Annotated in this window: 15 protein-coding genes; 8 read left to right on the top strand and 7 right to left on the bottom strand. The window is 67.7% G+C overall.

All coding sequences use genetic code 11. From position 1 onward, the window contains the following. Position 1: 1 nt before the first annotated feature. From ACI7YT_RS17245 to ACI7YT_RS17260, 4 genes are all read right to left on the bottom strand, one after another. Positions 2–1,081: an ABC transporter permease gene (locus ACI7YT_RS17245; RefSeq protein WP_406247259.1), complete on the bottom strand. Its 1,080-nt coding sequence runs from the start codon at positions 1,079–1,081 to the stop codon at positions 2–4. Continuing rightward, positions 1,078–1,887, bottom strand: a complete 810-nt coding sequence (locus tag ACI7YT_RS17250) for an ABC transporter ATP-binding protein (RefSeq protein WP_406247261.1) — start codon at positions 1,885–1,887, stop codon at positions 1,078–1,080. The genes ACI7YT_RS17245 and ACI7YT_RS17250 overlap by 4 nt, the downstream gene beginning before the upstream one ends. Beyond that, the gene (locus tag ACI7YT_RS17255) at positions 1,884–2,708 is read right to left on the bottom strand and encodes an ABC transporter ATP-binding protein (protein WP_406247263.1); all 825 of its coding nucleotides are present in this window, start codon (positions 2,706–2,708) and stop codon (positions 1,884–1,886) included. Before ACI7YT_RS17255 ends, ACI7YT_RS17250 begins: the two co-directional genes overlap by 4 nt. 66 nt (positions 2,709–2,774) lie before the next feature. Further along, complete coding sequence (locus ACI7YT_RS17260; protein ID WP_406247265.1) at positions 2,775–4,442, bottom strand: ABC transporter substrate-binding protein; 1,668 nt, start codon at positions 4,440–4,442, stop codon at positions 2,775–2,777. 125 nt (positions 4,443–4,567) lie between these two features. On the opposite strand from ACI7YT_RS17260, the gene ACI7YT_RS17265 reads away from it, so the two are divergent. Together ACI7YT_RS17265 and ACI7YT_RS17270 are read left to right on the top strand one after the other, a co-directional pair. Next, entirely contained in the window at positions 4,568–5,212 is a 645-nt protein-coding gene (locus ACI7YT_RS17265) for a TetR/AcrR family transcriptional regulator (RefSeq protein ID WP_406247267.1), read from the top strand. A 22-nt stretch (positions 5,213–5,234) separates the two neighbouring features. Next, positions 5,235–6,458 carry an amidohydrolase gene (locus tag ACI7YT_RS17270; protein ID WP_406247269.1) on the top strand — a complete coding sequence of 408 codons (1,224 nt, stop codon included), beginning with the start codon at positions 5,235–5,237 and terminating at the stop codon, positions 6,456–6,458. Here ACI7YT_RS17270 and ACI7YT_RS17275 read toward each other — a convergent pair. Continuing rightward, complete coding sequence (locus tag ACI7YT_RS17275) at positions 6,445–6,936, bottom strand: MarR family winged helix-turn-helix transcriptional regulator (protein WP_406247271.1); 492 nt, start codon at positions 6,934–6,936, stop codon at positions 6,445–6,447. The genes ACI7YT_RS17270 and ACI7YT_RS17275 overlap by 14 nt on opposite strands. Positions 6,937–7,033: 97 nt before the next feature. Between ACI7YT_RS17275 and ACI7YT_RS17280 the strand changes: the two genes are divergently transcribed. Further along, positions 7,034–7,825, top strand: coding sequence for an SDR family NAD(P)-dependent oxidoreductase (locus tag ACI7YT_RS17280; protein ID WP_406247273.1), 792 nt, complete (start codon positions 7,034–7,036; stop codon positions 7,823–7,825). Between the two features lie 156 nt (positions 7,826–7,981). Here the strand turns inward: ACI7YT_RS17280 and ACI7YT_RS17285 are convergent, their stop codons facing one another. After that, on the bottom strand, positions 7,982–8,677 hold the full coding sequence (locus ACI7YT_RS17285) for a GTP pyrophosphokinase family protein (RefSeq protein WP_406247274.1): 696 nt from the start codon (positions 8,675–8,677) through the stop codon (positions 7,982–7,984). Between the two features lie 99 nt (positions 8,678–8,776). Between ACI7YT_RS17285 and ACI7YT_RS17290 the strand changes: the two genes are divergently transcribed. Together ACI7YT_RS17290 and ACI7YT_RS17295 are read left to right on the top strand one after the other, a co-directional pair. Beyond that, complete coding sequence (locus ACI7YT_RS17290; RefSeq protein ID WP_406247276.1) at positions 8,777–9,307, top strand: VOC family protein; 531 nt, start codon at positions 8,777–8,779, stop codon at positions 9,305–9,307. Positions 9,308–9,312: 5 nt separating this feature from the next. Further along, complete coding sequence (locus ACI7YT_RS17295) at positions 9,313–10,116, top strand: MerR family transcriptional regulator (protein ID WP_406247277.1); 804 nt, start codon at positions 9,313–9,315, stop codon at positions 10,114–10,116. Positions 10,117–10,138: 22 nt separating this feature from the next. On the opposite strand, the gene ACI7YT_RS17300 is transcribed toward ACI7YT_RS17295, so the two are convergent. Next, the gene (locus tag ACI7YT_RS17300) at positions 10,139–10,267 is read right to left on the bottom strand and encodes a hypothetical protein (protein ID WP_406247278.1); all 129 of its coding nucleotides are present in this window, start codon (positions 10,265–10,267) and stop codon (positions 10,139–10,141) included. Between the two features lie 102 nt (positions 10,268–10,369). Between ACI7YT_RS17300 and ACI7YT_RS17305 the strand changes: the two genes are divergently transcribed. The 3 genes from ACI7YT_RS17305 (at position 10,370) to kdpA (ending at position 14,344) form a co-directional block, all read left to right on the top strand. Further along, positions 10,370–12,409: an APC family permease gene (locus ACI7YT_RS17305; protein WP_406247280.1), complete on the top strand. Its 2,040-nt coding sequence runs from the start codon at positions 10,370–10,372 to the stop codon at positions 12,407–12,409. Positions 12,410–12,575: 166 nt separating this feature from the next. Then, positions 12,576–12,665, top strand: coding sequence for a potassium-transporting ATPase subunit F (locus ACI7YT_RS17310; protein WP_406247282.1), 90 nt, complete (start codon positions 12,576–12,578; stop codon positions 12,663–12,665). Then, positions 12,665–14,344: a potassium-transporting ATPase subunit KdpA gene (kdpA, locus tag ACI7YT_RS17315; protein WP_406247284.1), complete on the top strand. Its 1,680-nt coding sequence runs from the start codon at positions 12,665–12,667 to the stop codon at positions 14,342–14,344. The genes ACI7YT_RS17310 and kdpA overlap by 1 nt, the downstream gene beginning before the upstream one ends. Position 14,345 lies beyond the last annotated feature (1 nt).

Below are 14,345 nucleotides of genomic sequence, written 5' to 3' on the forward strand. Positions count from 1 at the left end.
CTCAGGCCTCCGTCTGGCGCGTGCGCGGGTCGAGGAATGCGTAGGCGACGTCGGCGAGGATGTTCGCGACCAGCACCGACAGCGTGATCACCAGGAACACGCCCTGCATGAGCGCGTAGTCCTTGGCGTTGGTGGCATCGAGCAGGAGCTTGCCCACGCCGGGATAGCTGAACACCATCTCCATGACGATGGTGCCGCCGACGATGAAGCCGATCGACAGCGCGAAGCTCTGGATCTGCGGCAGCACCGCGTTGCGGGCCGCATAGCTCCACAGCACCCGCTGATTCGTCATGCCCTTGGCCTGGGCGACCGTGATGTAGTCCTCGTCGAGGACGGTCAGCATCATGTTGCGCATGCCGAGCATCCAGCCGCCGAGGGAGGCGATGATGATGGTCACCGCCGGCAGCGTGCCGTGGTGGATCACCTCGCCGATGAACTCGAACGACCACTCCGGTCGCGTTCCGACGCCGTACGCCTTGCCGATCGGGAACCAGCCGAGGTTCACCGAGAACAGGGCGATCGCGAGCAGCCCGAGCCAGAAGTAGGGGATCGTCCCGAGGAACGTCGTGATCGGGATCAGCGCGTCGGCGCGGCTGCCGCGGCGCCATCCGACGAACGCGCCGCCGATCGTGCCGATCGCGAACGAGATGATGGTGGCGAAGCCGACCAGGCCGATCGTCCACGGCAGCGCCTGCGAGATCACCTCGGTCACGGGGCGCAGCCCGTGCAGCAGCGAGACGCCGAGGTCGCCGCGCAGCAGCAGCCCCCAGTACTCGATGTACTGCTGGAACATCGACTTGTCCGTGTCCAGGCCCAGCAGGGACCGCAGGGCATCCGCCGCTTCCGGCGACACGTTGCGGTTGCGGGCGAGGTACTGATCGACCGCGTCGCCCTTCATCATGCGCGGAACGAAGAAGTTGATCGTGAGCGCCGCCCACAGCGTGAACAGGTAGAACGCGGCGCGGCTGCCGATGAAGCGCCACGGCACGCGTGCTCGGGAGGAGACGACGCGGGTGGCGGTCGTGCCCGTGGCGACGGCGTCGGTCCGCGTCGGCTCGATGCGCGGTTCGGTGACGGTCATCGGGTTCCTCCTGCCGTGCCGGATGCCGAGGCGAAATGCTTGTCCGGATCGGGCGATGCCGCGCGCAGTTCCTGCGTGTACGGATCCTGCGGACGGAGGATCACGTCGTCGGCCGAACCCCGCTCGACGATCCGCCCCTGGTTGAGCACGATGATCTCGTCGCTGAAGTGCCGGGCTGTGGCGAGGTCGTGGGTGATGTAGAGCACACCGAGCCCCTCCTCGCGCTGCAGGTCGGCGAGCAGGTTCAGCACGCCGAGACGGATAGACACGTCCAGCATCGACACCGGCTCATCCGCGACGAGGAGCGATGGACGCGACGCGAGCGCCCTGGCGATCGCAACGCGCTGGCGCTGTCCACCGGACAGCTCGTGCGGGCGGCGGTCGATCACGGCATCCGGGATCAGGCGGACCCTTTCCAGCAGACGCCGCACCTCGGCATCCTGCTGCGCCTTCGGAACCACCCCGTGCAGGCGCAGCGGCCGCTCGATGTGGTAGCCGATCGAGTGGTACGGGTTCAGCGAGGCGAACGGATCCTGGAAGACCATGCGCAGGCGCTGGCGGTAGGTGCGCAGCCCCTTGCCGCGGCGCGGCACCGGAACGCCGTCGAGCAGCACGGCGCCCTGCGTCGGCGACTCGAGCTGTGTGAGGATCTTCGCGATCGTGGATTTGCCGCTGCCGGATTGACCGACGAGCCCGATCGTCTGACCGGAGCGCAGCGTGAAAGTGACGTCGTCGAGGGCCTTGATCTGCCCGGCGCCGCGGACGTTGTAGACCTTCGTGACATGCGAGAACTCGAGCGCGGTCATCGCACCACCATCCCCTTCTCTCCGGTGAGTCTCGGGAAGGACGCCAGGAGCGTCCGGGTGTAGTCGTCCTGCGGCGCGTTCCAGATCCGCTCCGCGGTGTCGAGCTCGACGATCTCGCCGTCGCGCATGATCGCGATGCGGTCGCTGATCTCCAGAAGCAGCGGCAGATCGTGCGTGATGAAGATGACGGAGAAGCCGAACTCGTGACGCAGCTGCGAGATCTGACTGAGGATCTCGCGCTGCACGAGCACGTCGAGCGCGGTCGTCGGCTCGTCCATGACCATCAGCTGCGGGCGCAGGGCCAGCGCCATCGCGATCATGACGCGCTGGCGCATGCCACCGGAGAGCTCATGCGGGAACGACCGGGCGCGATCCGCACCGACCTTCACGATCTCGAGCAGCTCGGCCGCTTCCGCGCGGCGCTGGCGTGCGCTGAGCTGCGGACGATGGATCTCGAACACGTCCTCCAGCTGCGACCCGATCGTCGCGACCGGATTCAGGGCGTTCATCGCGCCCTGGAACACCATCGACACCTTGTCCCAGCGGAAGCGGCGCATCTGCTCGGCATCCAGGGCGTTGATGTCGACGTCGCCCTCGGCGGCGTCATGGAAGACGACGGACCCGCTCGTGATCACGGCGGGGGCGCGCAGCAGGCGCTGGATGCCGTAGGCGAGTGTGGTCTTGCCGCATCCGGATTCGCCGGCGAGGCCGAGGATCTCGCCGCGCTGCAGCTCGAGGGTCACGTTCTTCACGGCCGCGACGGGTGGTTCGACGTCGTACACGACCGAGAAATCGCGCACGGTGAGCAGGGGGTCTGGCATGGAGGTCCTTTCCGCCGTCGCTCGTCGGGCGGGGCCCGGTGAGGCCCCGCCCGACGAGCGAGGGGATTACTTGGCGGTCAGCTTCGAGAGGACCTGCACGACGCCGGGCTGGGTCGGGTCGCCCGACGCGTACTGGTCGTCCTCACTCGGCCACCCGACGTAGTTGCGGGTGTTGAACTCGCCCAGCAGAGGGTGCGCACCCAGCGGGATCGCCGGGACGTCCTCGGCGAACGACTGCTGCAGCACGGCGGATGCCGCGGCGCGCTCGTCGTCGGATGCCGCGTTCGCGTAGGTGTTCAGCGCCTCGGTAACCGCAGGGTCGTCGTAGCGGCCGAAGTTGAACTGCGCCTTGCCGTCGACGATCCACTTCGGATCCATGGTCGAGGTGTACAGGCCGTACACGTTGCCGGTGTCCTCGAGCCAGTGGATGATCGCCTGGAAGGTGCCCTCCTGGCGGGCGGCGTCCCAGCCACCCCAGTCGGGCTGATCGACCTTGACCTCGATGCCGAGGGCCGCGTCGAGCTCTTCCGCGATCAGCGCCTGCTCGGTGTTCCAGTCGCTCCAGCCGGCCGGAACCGAGATCGAGAAGGTGACGGGTGCGCCGTCGGGATCGACGAGCTTCTCGTCCGCCCAGGTGTACCCGGCATCCGTCAGGATCTGGCGCGCCTTGTCGATGTCGACCGAGTACTCGGTGCTCGCGAACTCGTCGATGATCTCGTCGGCGAGCACGTCGCCCAGTCCGGTGACGTTCCAGATCGGCTCGCTCGCGCCCTCACGCGCCACGTCGACATAGGCCTGCCGGTCGATCGTCCAAGCCAGCGCCTGACGCAGCGCGGGGTCGTCGAATGGCTCGGCTTGCAGGTTGAAGAACAGGGTGCCGGCTCCTGCGGTCGGCGAGACGAGGAACTGGTTGTCCTCGTCGGCAGCGAGGTAGCTGTCCTCGATCTGGGGGATGAAGGCCTGCGCCCAGTCGGCGTCGCCGGACACCAGCGCCGTGGTCAGCGCCGCGTTGTCGCCGTAGGAGACGTAGTTCAGCGCGGGGACAACCGGCTCGCCGCCCCAGTAGTCCTCGTTCGCGAGAAGAGTGACGGACTCGGTGGTCCAGTTGTCGAGCACGTACGGGCCGGTGCCGACGGCGAGCCCGTCCTCGGTGAGCGGGTCGGTGTTGGGGTCTTCGATGTTCTCCCAGATGTGCTTCGGGACGATCGGCGTGTGGAGCACGCGCGCCTGCGCGGTGTACTTCGAGTTGCCGAACTTCAGCGTGATCTTGTCGCCGTCGACGGTCGCGCCCTGATAGTTGAGTCCGGAGGAGTCGGTCAGCTTGCCGCTGAGGAACTGGTCGAAGGTGAAGACGATGTCGTCGCCGGTGAACGGCTCGCCGTCGCTCCAGGTGACGTCGGCGCGCGGCACGACGGTCAGCTCGGTGTAGTCGTCGTTCCACTCGACGGATTCGGCGAGCCACGGGGTCGTACCGAGGTCGCCGGTCGGGTTCACGAGGGCGAGGGGTTCGAAGACGACCTTGGCGTAGCCGTACTTCGAGGCGGACGAGTCGCCCAGATAGGGGTTGTGCGACTCGGTGGTGATCGCGCCGTCCGGCTTGGCGATCGTCAGCGCCGGCAGGTCGCCACCAGCGCTGCCGCCGTCGTCACCGCCGCCTGACGCGCAGCCGGCCAGAACCGAGGCGCCGAGGGCCGCGACGGCGAACCCGGCGATGAGGGACTTTCTGAGCTTCATTGCTTCTCCTTGGACACGGTCATCGTGCTGTGGGTGTAACTTACTGGCGAGAAAGTAAGATGATGTGAGGTTACCGATCGGTAAGCTGGTTGGCAAGTCACAGAACCGCAACGGAAAGAGGGACCGTGGCACACAGCGAGGATGCCGTGCGCACCCGCCCCGCGACGCGCGCGAAGCGCGAGCAGATCCTCAAGGCGGCGGTGGAGATCTTCGGCAACAAAGGGTCGACGAACGGCACGCTCGCCGACGTCGCCGAGCAGGTCGGCATCACGCACGCCGGAGTCCTGCACCACTTCGGCTCGAAGCAGAAACTGCTGCTCGAGGTGCTCGCGTACCGCGATCAAGCCGACGTCCAGGATCTCGAATCCCAGCGCATCCCGTACGGCCCCGAACTCTTCGTGCACCTCGTCAAGACAGCGTTCGAGAACGAGAAGCGGCCGGGAATCGTGCAGGCGTACACGGTGCTCTCGTCGGAGTCGGTCACCGATGAGCACCCAGGTCGCGAGTACTTCGAGGAGCGCTACACGACGCTCCGTCGCGAGGTGTCCGATGCCTTCGCCGAGCTCTGCGCCCAGGAGGGGGTCACCGACACCGAGACGGTGGCCGCGGCATCCGCTGCGATCCTGGCCGTCATGGACGGCCTGCAGCTGCAATGGCTGCTGCATCCGGAAGTCGTCGAGCTCGGCGCGGCCAGCGAGTTCGCGATCCGGGCGATCGTGAACGCGGTCGTGCACCCCGGCCCCGAGCTGTCGGACTACGTCACGGGCTGACCTGCACGGCTAGGGTGAAGCCATGACGATCGACCTCGAAGCTCTGTACATCGATCTGCACCGGCATCCCGAGCTGTCCTTCCAGGAGACGAGGACGGCCGGAATCGCCGCCCAGCACCTGCGCGATCTCGGGCTCGAGGTCGAAGAGGGCGTCGGTATCACCGGAGTCGTAGGCCTGCTCCGCAACGGCGATGGGCCGACCGTCTGGCTGCGCGCCGACATGGACGCGCTTCCGGTTCAGGAGCAGACCGGTCTCCCGTATGCGAGCACGGCGACCGGAATCGATCCTGCCGGGAACACCGTCCCTGTCATGCATGCCTGCGGGCACGACATGCACGTCACCGCGATGATCGGGGCCGTCGAGCAGCTCGTCGCCACGCGCGCCGAGTGGTCGGGCACCGTCGTCATCCTGATCCAGCCCGCCGAGGAGTACGGCGCCGGGGCGCGGGCGATGCTGGATGCCGGCATCCTCGATCGATACCCGAAGCCCGACATCGTGCTCGGTCAGCACGTCACGCCGCTGCCCGCCGGCATCATCGGGGTGCGCAGCGGCACGCAGATGGCGGCGTCCGACGGGCTCACCGTCACTCTTCACGGCCGCGGCGGACACGGATCGCGCCCCCACACCACGATCGATCCGGTGGTCATGGCCGCGGCGACCGTGATGCGCCTGCAGACCATCGCCTCGCGCGAGACCGACCCGCAGGGCGTCGCGGTCGTCACCGTCGGCTCCATCCACGCAGGGCTCAAGAACAACATCATCCCGACCGAAGCGACGCTGGAGCTCAGTCTGCGCTACCCGGACGACGCCTCGCGCTCCGCCGTCCTCGCGAGCGTCGAGCGGATCGTGCGCGCCGAGGCGCTGGCGTCCGGCGCGGAGGAGGAACCCGAGATCCGCACCGACCACACGCTTCCGCCCACCATCAACGATGCGGATGCCGTGGCCCGCGTGACCGCGGCCTTTCAGCGCGAACTGGGCGAGACAGCCGTGATCGACCCCGGAATGATCACCGGCAGCGAAGACGTCTCGTGGTTCGCGAGGGATGCCGACGTTCCGCTGGTGTTCTGGTTCTGGGGCGGGGTCGACCCGGCGGCGTTCGCCGCGGCCACGGCGAACGACACGGTCGCCCACGACATCCCGACCAACCACTCGCCGTTGTATGCGCCCGAGATCCACCCGACCATCGAGGTCGGCGTCACAGCCTTGGCGACGGCGGCCAGGGAGTTCCTGGTCAGTTCGCGCTGACGGGCCGCCAGCGCGCCACGCCGCCGGCGCCGGTGAGCCGGTGCGCGATCACCCGCAGCTGTCGCGCCTGCGACGCGGTGAGCCGGTCGAGCACCAGCTCGTGGACGAGTCGCGCGTGACCAGGCGTCGCCTGATCGACCTTGTCGCGCCCCTGGTCCGTGAGCACCGCCAGGGTGTACCTGCCGTCGCCTGGATCGGGTGTGCGCCGCATCCATCCTCGGTTCTCCAGGCGCGTGGCCGCCCGCGACAGCCGAGACAGAGAGCTGTTGGCGTAGGCGGACAGCTCGCTCATCCGCAGCGTCGCCTCGGGAGCCTGCGCGAGCGCATAGAGCACTCCGTACTCGAAATGCGTCAGCTGAGCGTCGCGCTGCAGCTGCGCATCGAGCGCGGAAGGCAGCCATTCCAGCACCGTCGCCAGCGCGGCCCAGGTCTCGAGATCATCGCCGGTCAGGGCGTCATCCGGGGCAGGATCGGTCATGCCCCCCAGAGTACCGTCGATTCCCATTTGACTTGACCGAGAAAGTCATCTTCACTTGACGAGGAAAGTCAATCGACGCAAGACGACAAGGAGCGACATGGATCTGGGGCTCACGGGCAAGAGGGCGTTCATCAGCGGATCGACGCAGGGCATCGGCTTCGCGGTCGCCGCGGAGCTGGCGCGAGCAGGTGCAGCGGTCGTCATCAACGGTCGTGACGAGCATCGCCTGCTCGCGGCGATCGACGCGCTCGCGGCGATCGCCCCCGAGGCCGACGTCACGGGCATCACCGCGGATTTCGCCGACGCGGATCAGGTGCAGCGGCTGGTCGATCAGCTCGGCGAGATCGACATCCTGATCAACAACGTCGGGATCTTCGGCCTCCAGGACTTCGCGACGATCCCGGATGCCGAGTGGCAGCGGTACTTCGAGATCAACGTGATGAGCGGCGTGCGCCTGTCCCGGCACGTGCTGGCGGGGATGCTCGCGCGAGACTGGGGCCGCATCATCTTCCTCTCGAGCGAGTCCGGGATCGACGTTCCGGCCGACATGACGCACTACGGCATGACCAAGGCGGCCATGATCGCCCTCGCCAACGGATTGGCGAAGACGACGCGGGGCAGTCGGGTGACGGTGAACTCCGTCATCGGCGGTCCGACGCTCTCGGATGGCGTCGCGCAGACGATCGAGCAGATCGCCCTGGCGCAGCGGATCGACGCCGCCGAGCTCGCATCGACGATCGCCGCCGGCAACACCACTTCGCTGCTGCAGCGGTTCATCGAACCGACCGAGATCGCCGACATGGTCGCCTATCTGGCGAGCACGAGAGCGTCGGCCACCAACGGCGCCGCCCTCCGCGCTGACGGCGGGACGTTGACGACCACCCTCTGAGGCGGCGCTCTCCCGGACCTCGGCCTCCCCCGCGGCCCGGCGCCCGCTGATCTACGCTGAGGGGATGATGGAGCCTACCCCGCCCTCGCACCCGCGACGGTCTGAGCGCTCGGATGCCCGCGGGCGTTGCCGGGCAGCGTGCCCGGCGACGCCCGCTCAGACCTGAACGATGCGCGGCGGCGCCGGCGCGAGCTGACGGTTCGGCGACCCGTGGGCTTCGCGGTGCAGCCGCTCCATGCGCACGTCGAGTTCGGCGGCGGCATCCGCGGCATCCGACAGGCTGTCCACCAGGTGCGACGGGACCTGATTCGAGAACTTGTAGTAGATCTTGTGCTCCAGGCTCGCCCAGAAGTCCATCGCGATGGTGCGGAACTGCACCTCAACCGGGACCGACAGCGCGCCGGTGGAGAGGAACACCGGCACCTCGAGGATCGCGTGCAGGCTCTTGTAGCCGTTCGGCTTCGGGTTGGCGATGTAGTCCTTGACGACGCGGACCGTGATGTCGTTCTGCGCGGTGAGCAGATCGAAGAGCCGGTACACGTCGGCGACGAAGCTGCAGGTGACGCGGACACCGGCGATGTCGGTGATCTCGGCGCGGATGCGATCGAAGTCGGGCTCCGCGATGCCCTTGCGGGCGATCTTCTCGACGATGCTGTCCGGCGACTTCAGGCGGCTCTTGACGTGCTCGATCGGGTTGTAGGCGTGGTCGTGCGTGAACTCGTCGCGCAGGATCGAGATCTTCGTCTCGACCTCGCGCATGCCGAATTCGTACTCCCGCAGGAAGCGCTGGAATTCGTCACGGAGCTCCTTGGTCTGGCGGATCGCATCCTCGGAGACGTCAACGGTCGTCATGCGATCGACGTTACGGGTTCGTGATCGGAATCGGCTGTGCGTTCGCGATGAGCGCGCGGGTTTGACCCTCACGCGACGTGAGGATCCACGCTTGCTCATATGACTGATCACTTCAATGCATTCGAGATGAGCCCCGTCCCCGACGGCCCGGACGCTGTCGCGCCGGATCCGTTCCTCGGCGTCTACGCGATGCCGATGTTCGTCAGGATCGCCTCGAGGGATCTCGACGCGTCGACGGATTTCTGGACCCGCGGACTGGGCTTCGTCGATTTCTTCAGCATTCCGGGGCAGATCGTGCACCTGCGCCGGTGGGCGTTCCAGGACGTCCTGCTCGTTCCCGCGGACGACGATGACGCCCCGTCAGCGCCGTCCACCGTTCAGGTGTTCGTCTCCTGCGTCCTCGGTCAGCTCGAATCCGTGGCCGACGCATGTCGAGAGCTGTCCCCGGATTCGGTGACAGGACCGTACGACACAGCGTGGAGAACGCGCGACATCTCCGTCGTCACACCGGAGGGCGCACAGGTCACGTTCACGGCGGCGACGCCGTTCACACCCGACAGCGAGGTGGGTCGCGATTTCGCGTCCGTCGGCATCTTCGCACCGGAAGACTCCGCAGGAGGAGCACAATGACATCCATGGTCGACGAAGAGATCGATGAGGATGCGACGGTCGGCGTCGCCGCCGACCTCCTCGGATTGACCGTGCGCACTCTCCACCACTGGGATGAGATCGGCCTCGCATCGCCGTCCCGCCGCACACCAGCCGGATACCGCCTCTACACCTGGGATGACCTCGAGCGCCTGAGCCGGGTCGTGGCCTACCGCGACGCCGGTCTCACCCTCGATGCGATTCGTGATGTGCTCGACGATGCGAGCACGGAGATCGGCGACACGCTGCGTGAGCAGCGTGCGCAGCTGGCCGAACGGATCCGCGATCTGCAGCAGCTCGACGAACGGCTCGAGCGCATGACCGACGCGCACGAGCGCGGCATCCTGATGAGCGACGACGAGCAGCGCGCAGTCTTCGGGGAGGACTGGGACCCGCAGCGATCGCGGGCCGCCCGCTTCGCATGGGGCGGATCGAGGCAATGGGCGCAGTTCGCAGAGCGCTCCGCGTCGCGCTCGCCGAGCCAGTGGCAGGAGCTTTCCGAGGCCATGTCCGCGCTCCAGCGCGACCTCGCCGATGCGGTGAACCGAGGGGTCGAGCCGGGAAGCGAGGATGCGGACGCACTCGTCGAGCGCCACCGCGAGGTGTTCTCGAATTTCTTCCCCCTGACACGGCAGCTGCAGGTGTGCCTGGGTCGGATGTTCGAGGCCGATCCGGGGTTCTCGTCCTATTACAACGGGATCGGAGACGGCCTGGCCACGTGGTTCCGCCAGAGCATCGACGAATCAGCGCGCCACCACGGCATCGATCCGGAAACCGCGACGTGGGAGTAGCCGGCGGCAGGCAGAAGCGGCTTCAGTCCGCTTCGGGTGCTGCGGCATCCGCCTTCGGAGCCATACCGCGCATCGAACGCGGCACGACGAGGGCTGCGACCGAGCCGATCACGGCCAGCAGAACCTGATCCCCCACGGTGCGCCAGTGCATTCCCGCAAGCGCGTGAGGATTCCGTATGGGAGCCCGTGCAGCCCGTAGGGATTCCGTGAGGATCCCGCAAGGATCCCGCGTGGCGGCGTAGCGTCGCCGGACGTGACGAACGAAACACGTGATCCGCAGCTGGTCAAGCGCATCCTGCTCGGCGACCCGCTGTCGTCCGAGGAGAGCGCCGAGCAGCTGCTGCCGAAGCGGCGAGCGCTGCCCATCTTCGCGTCGGACGCGCTCAGCTCTGTGGCCTATGCGCCGCAGGAGCTGGTGATGATCCTGCTGATCGGCGGGCTCACGTTCCTCTCCTTCACCCCGATCGTCGCGGTCGCGGTGGTCGTGCTTCTGATCGTCGTCGTGCTGAGCTATCGCCAGCTCATCAAGGCCTATCCGTCCGGCGGCGGCGACTACGAGGTGGCGCGCAAGAACCTCGGCGAGATCCCCGGGGTCGTCGTGGCGTCCGCGCTGCTCGTCGACTACGTCCTCACCGTCGCCGTGTCGGTAGCCTCCGGCGTCGACAACATCATCTCGGCGATCCCGGGGCTCGACCCGGCGCGCGTGGAGCTGGCCGTCGGCTTCGTCGTGCTCATCATCATCGTGAACCTGCGCGGCGTCCGCGAGGCGTCGTTCGCGTTCGCGATCCCGACGTACATCTTCATCGGCTCGGTCGGCGTCATGATCGTGACGGGGCTCATCCGCACGTTCCTCGGCGATGCCCCGGTGGCGTCCAGCGCGGACTTCGCCGTGCACGCCGAGGACCTCAGCCAGGCGGCCGTGATCCTGCTGATCCTGCGCGCGTTCTCGAGCGGCTGCTCAGCACTCACGGGCGTCGAGGCCGTCGCCAACGGCGTCCCGGCGTTCCGAGTGCCGAAGGTGCGCAACGCCCAGGCCACCCTCGTGCTGATGGGCTCGATCGCCATCTGCCTGTTCGCCGGCCTCACGGCTCTCGCACTGATCAGCGGCGTGCACTACGCGGAGGACCCGTGCGCCCTCATCGGGTTCGACTGCGCGACCCCGCAGCCGAGCCTGATGGCGCAGGTCGCGTCCGCGACGTTCGGCGGCGGCAGCATCCTGTTCTTCGTCGTGCAGGCCGCGACCGCCTGCGTGCTGCTGCTGGCCGCGAACACGGCGTTCAACGGCTTCCCGCTGCTCGGCGCCGTCCTCGCCCGCGACGGCTACGGCCCGAAGGCGCTCAACACCCGCGGCGACCGGCTGGTGTTCTCGAACGGCATGATCCTGCTCGGCATCGCCGCGATCGCCGTGCTCATCGTGTTCCAGGCGAAGCTCACGACCCTCATCCAGCTCTACATCATCGGCGTGTTCGTCTCGTTCTCGCTCGGGCAGATCGGCATGGTGCGCCACTGGCGCCGGATGCTGAGATCCGCATCCACCTCGGCATCCAACCGCCGTGGGGCCCGTCTGGGATTGCTGATCAACTCCGCGGGCGCGACCCTCACGGTCCTCGTGCTGCTGATCGTCACGATCACGAAGTTCACGCACGGCGCCTACCTGGTGTTCTTCGCGATCCCGATCCTCGCATTCCTCATGATGGGCGTGAAACGGTACTACCGCGATGTCGACCACGAGATCGCGATCGACGACACGACCCGCTTCGGCTCGACAGGAGACGTCGCGCTCGTCCTCGTCAACAAACTGCAGAAGCCGGTCGTGAAGGCCCTCGACTACGCGGTAGCGGCCAAGCACGGCAAGACCGTCGCCGTGCACGTCGCCGTCGAAGGCGACGAAGCCGCCCAGCTGCAGCAGGAATGGGCGGATCACCTCATGCCGGTGCCGCTGATCATCCTGCAGTCGCCGTATCGCTCGTACGCCGAACCCATCGCCCAGTTCATCGCGCAGTACCGCGAGAAGCACGGCCCGTCGGTCGTGACCGTGTATCTGCCGCAGTACATCGTCGGGCACTGGTGGGAGACGTTCCTGCACAACAGGCGGGCACGCCGGGTGGCCTCGCAGCTCATGCTCGTGCACGGGGTGACGATCACGCTCGTGCCGTGGCTGCTGGACTCGTCCGAGATCATCTACGGACGCCGCTCGCGGCCCGTGCCAGGCCAGGAGCGGGCCGGGCGGCCGGTCGTCGCGAACGGCCGCCGCGCGCACCGGCCGGCAGGGCCCCCGGACGCCGAGGCGTGAGCATCCCGCATGGTTCCGGTCGTATGCCGTAGGGATGCCGTGAGGATCGATGCCTCCGGCACGGCACCGGAGTTGTATCGGGTCTCGTGCTCGATCTTCTCTATCTCGCGCTGACTCTCGCGCTGTTCGCCGTCGTCTCGTTCGTCGCGAAGGGGGTGGAACGACTGTGATCGTCTTCGAGATCGCGGCCGTGGCTCTCGCCTTCGCCGCCGTCGTCTACCTCGTCATCGCCCTCGTCCTTCCGGAGCGCTTCTGATGACCGCCACGATCTGGCTCGGCATCCTGCAGGCGGCGACCCTCATCGCCGTGCTCGTGGTGCTCTATCGCCCGCTCGGGGACTACATCGCCCGCACCTACGCCTCGCCGCGGCATCTGCGCGTCGAGGGGTGGACGTATCGTGCGATCGGCGTCGACGCCGAGTCGGAGCAGACCTGGCGGGCCTACGCCCGCGGCGTGCTGATCTTCTCGGTCACCGGTCTCCTCCTCGTCTACGCGCTCCAGCGGGTGCAGGCGGTGCTTCCGCAGTCGCTCGGTCTCCCCGCAGTGCCGGAGGGGCTGGCGTTCAACACGGCGGCGTCGTTCGTCGCCAACACGAACTGGCAGTCCTATTCGCCGGAGCAGACCATGGGCTACACGGTTCAGCTCGCCGGCCTCACCGTGCAGAACTTCGTCTCGGCCGCGGTCGGTCTCGCCGTCGCGGTCGCGCTCATCCGCGGCTTCGCTCGCCGCGGCTCCGCCACGATCGGCAACTTCTGGGTGGATCTCACTCGGGGCCTCGTGCGCATCCTGCTCCCGATCGCCGCGCTCAGCGCCCTGGCGCTCATCGCGGGCGGCGTGGTGCAGAACTTCACCGGCTTCACCGAAGTGACGACGCTCTCCGGGGCGACGCAGGCCATCCCCGGCGGACCGGTCGCGTCGCAGGAGGCGATCAAGCTCCTCGGCACCAACGGCGGCGGATTCTTCAACGCGAACTCCGCGCACCCGTTCGAGAACCCGACGGCGTGGACCAACCTGCTCGAGATGGTGCTGATCCTCGCGATCCCGTTCTCGCTCCCCCGTGCGTTCGGACGCATGGTCGGCGACGACCGCCAGGGATACGCGATCGCCGCGGTCATGGGTGTGATCTTCCTCGTGTCGACCTTCGCCCTGTCCGCCTTCGAACTGGCCGGCCGCGGCTCGGCACCCGAACTGGCGGGAGCTGCGATGGAGGGCAAGGAGCAGCGCTTCGGCATCCTCGGATCCGCGCTGTTCGGCAGTGCGTCGACGCTGACCTCGACCGGTGCGGTGAATTCGATGCACGACTCGTACACGGCGCTGGGCGGCATGATGCCGATGATCAACATGATGCTCGGCGAGGTCGCCCCCGGCGGCGTCGGCTCCGGGGGGTACGGGATGCTCGTGCTGGCCGTGATCGCGGTGTTCATCGGCGGGCTGCTCGTCGGCCGCACCCCGGAGTACCTCGGCAAGCGCATCGGACCGCGCGAGATCAAGCTCGCCAGCCTCTACATCCTGGTGACCCCCGTCCTCGTCCTGGGCGGCACGGCGCTGAGCTTCGCGATCCCCGGCATCCGCGAGGATGTCGCATCGACGAGCATCCTGAACCCGGGCGTGCACGGCATGAGCGAAGTGCTCTACGCATTCACGTCGGCCTCCAACAACAACGGCTCGGCGTTCGCGGGCCTCACCGCGAACACGCCCTGGTTCAACACCGCCCTCGGCGTCGCGATGCTGCTCGGACGGTTCCTGCCGATCGTGCTCGTGCTCGCCCTCGCCGGCTCCCTCGCCGCACAGGAGCGCATCCCCTCCACCACCGGGACGCTCCCCACCCACCGGCCGCAGTTCGTGGGCCTGCTCACCGCCGTCGCGGTCATCGTCACGGCTCTCACCTACTTCCCGGTCCTCACCCTGGGACCCCTCGCCGAAGGACTCGTCTGAC

It is taken from the genome of Microbacterium sp. M (assembly GCF_045181065.1).
GTDB lineage: Bacteria > Actinomycetota > Actinomycetes > Actinomycetales > Microbacteriaceae > Microbacterium.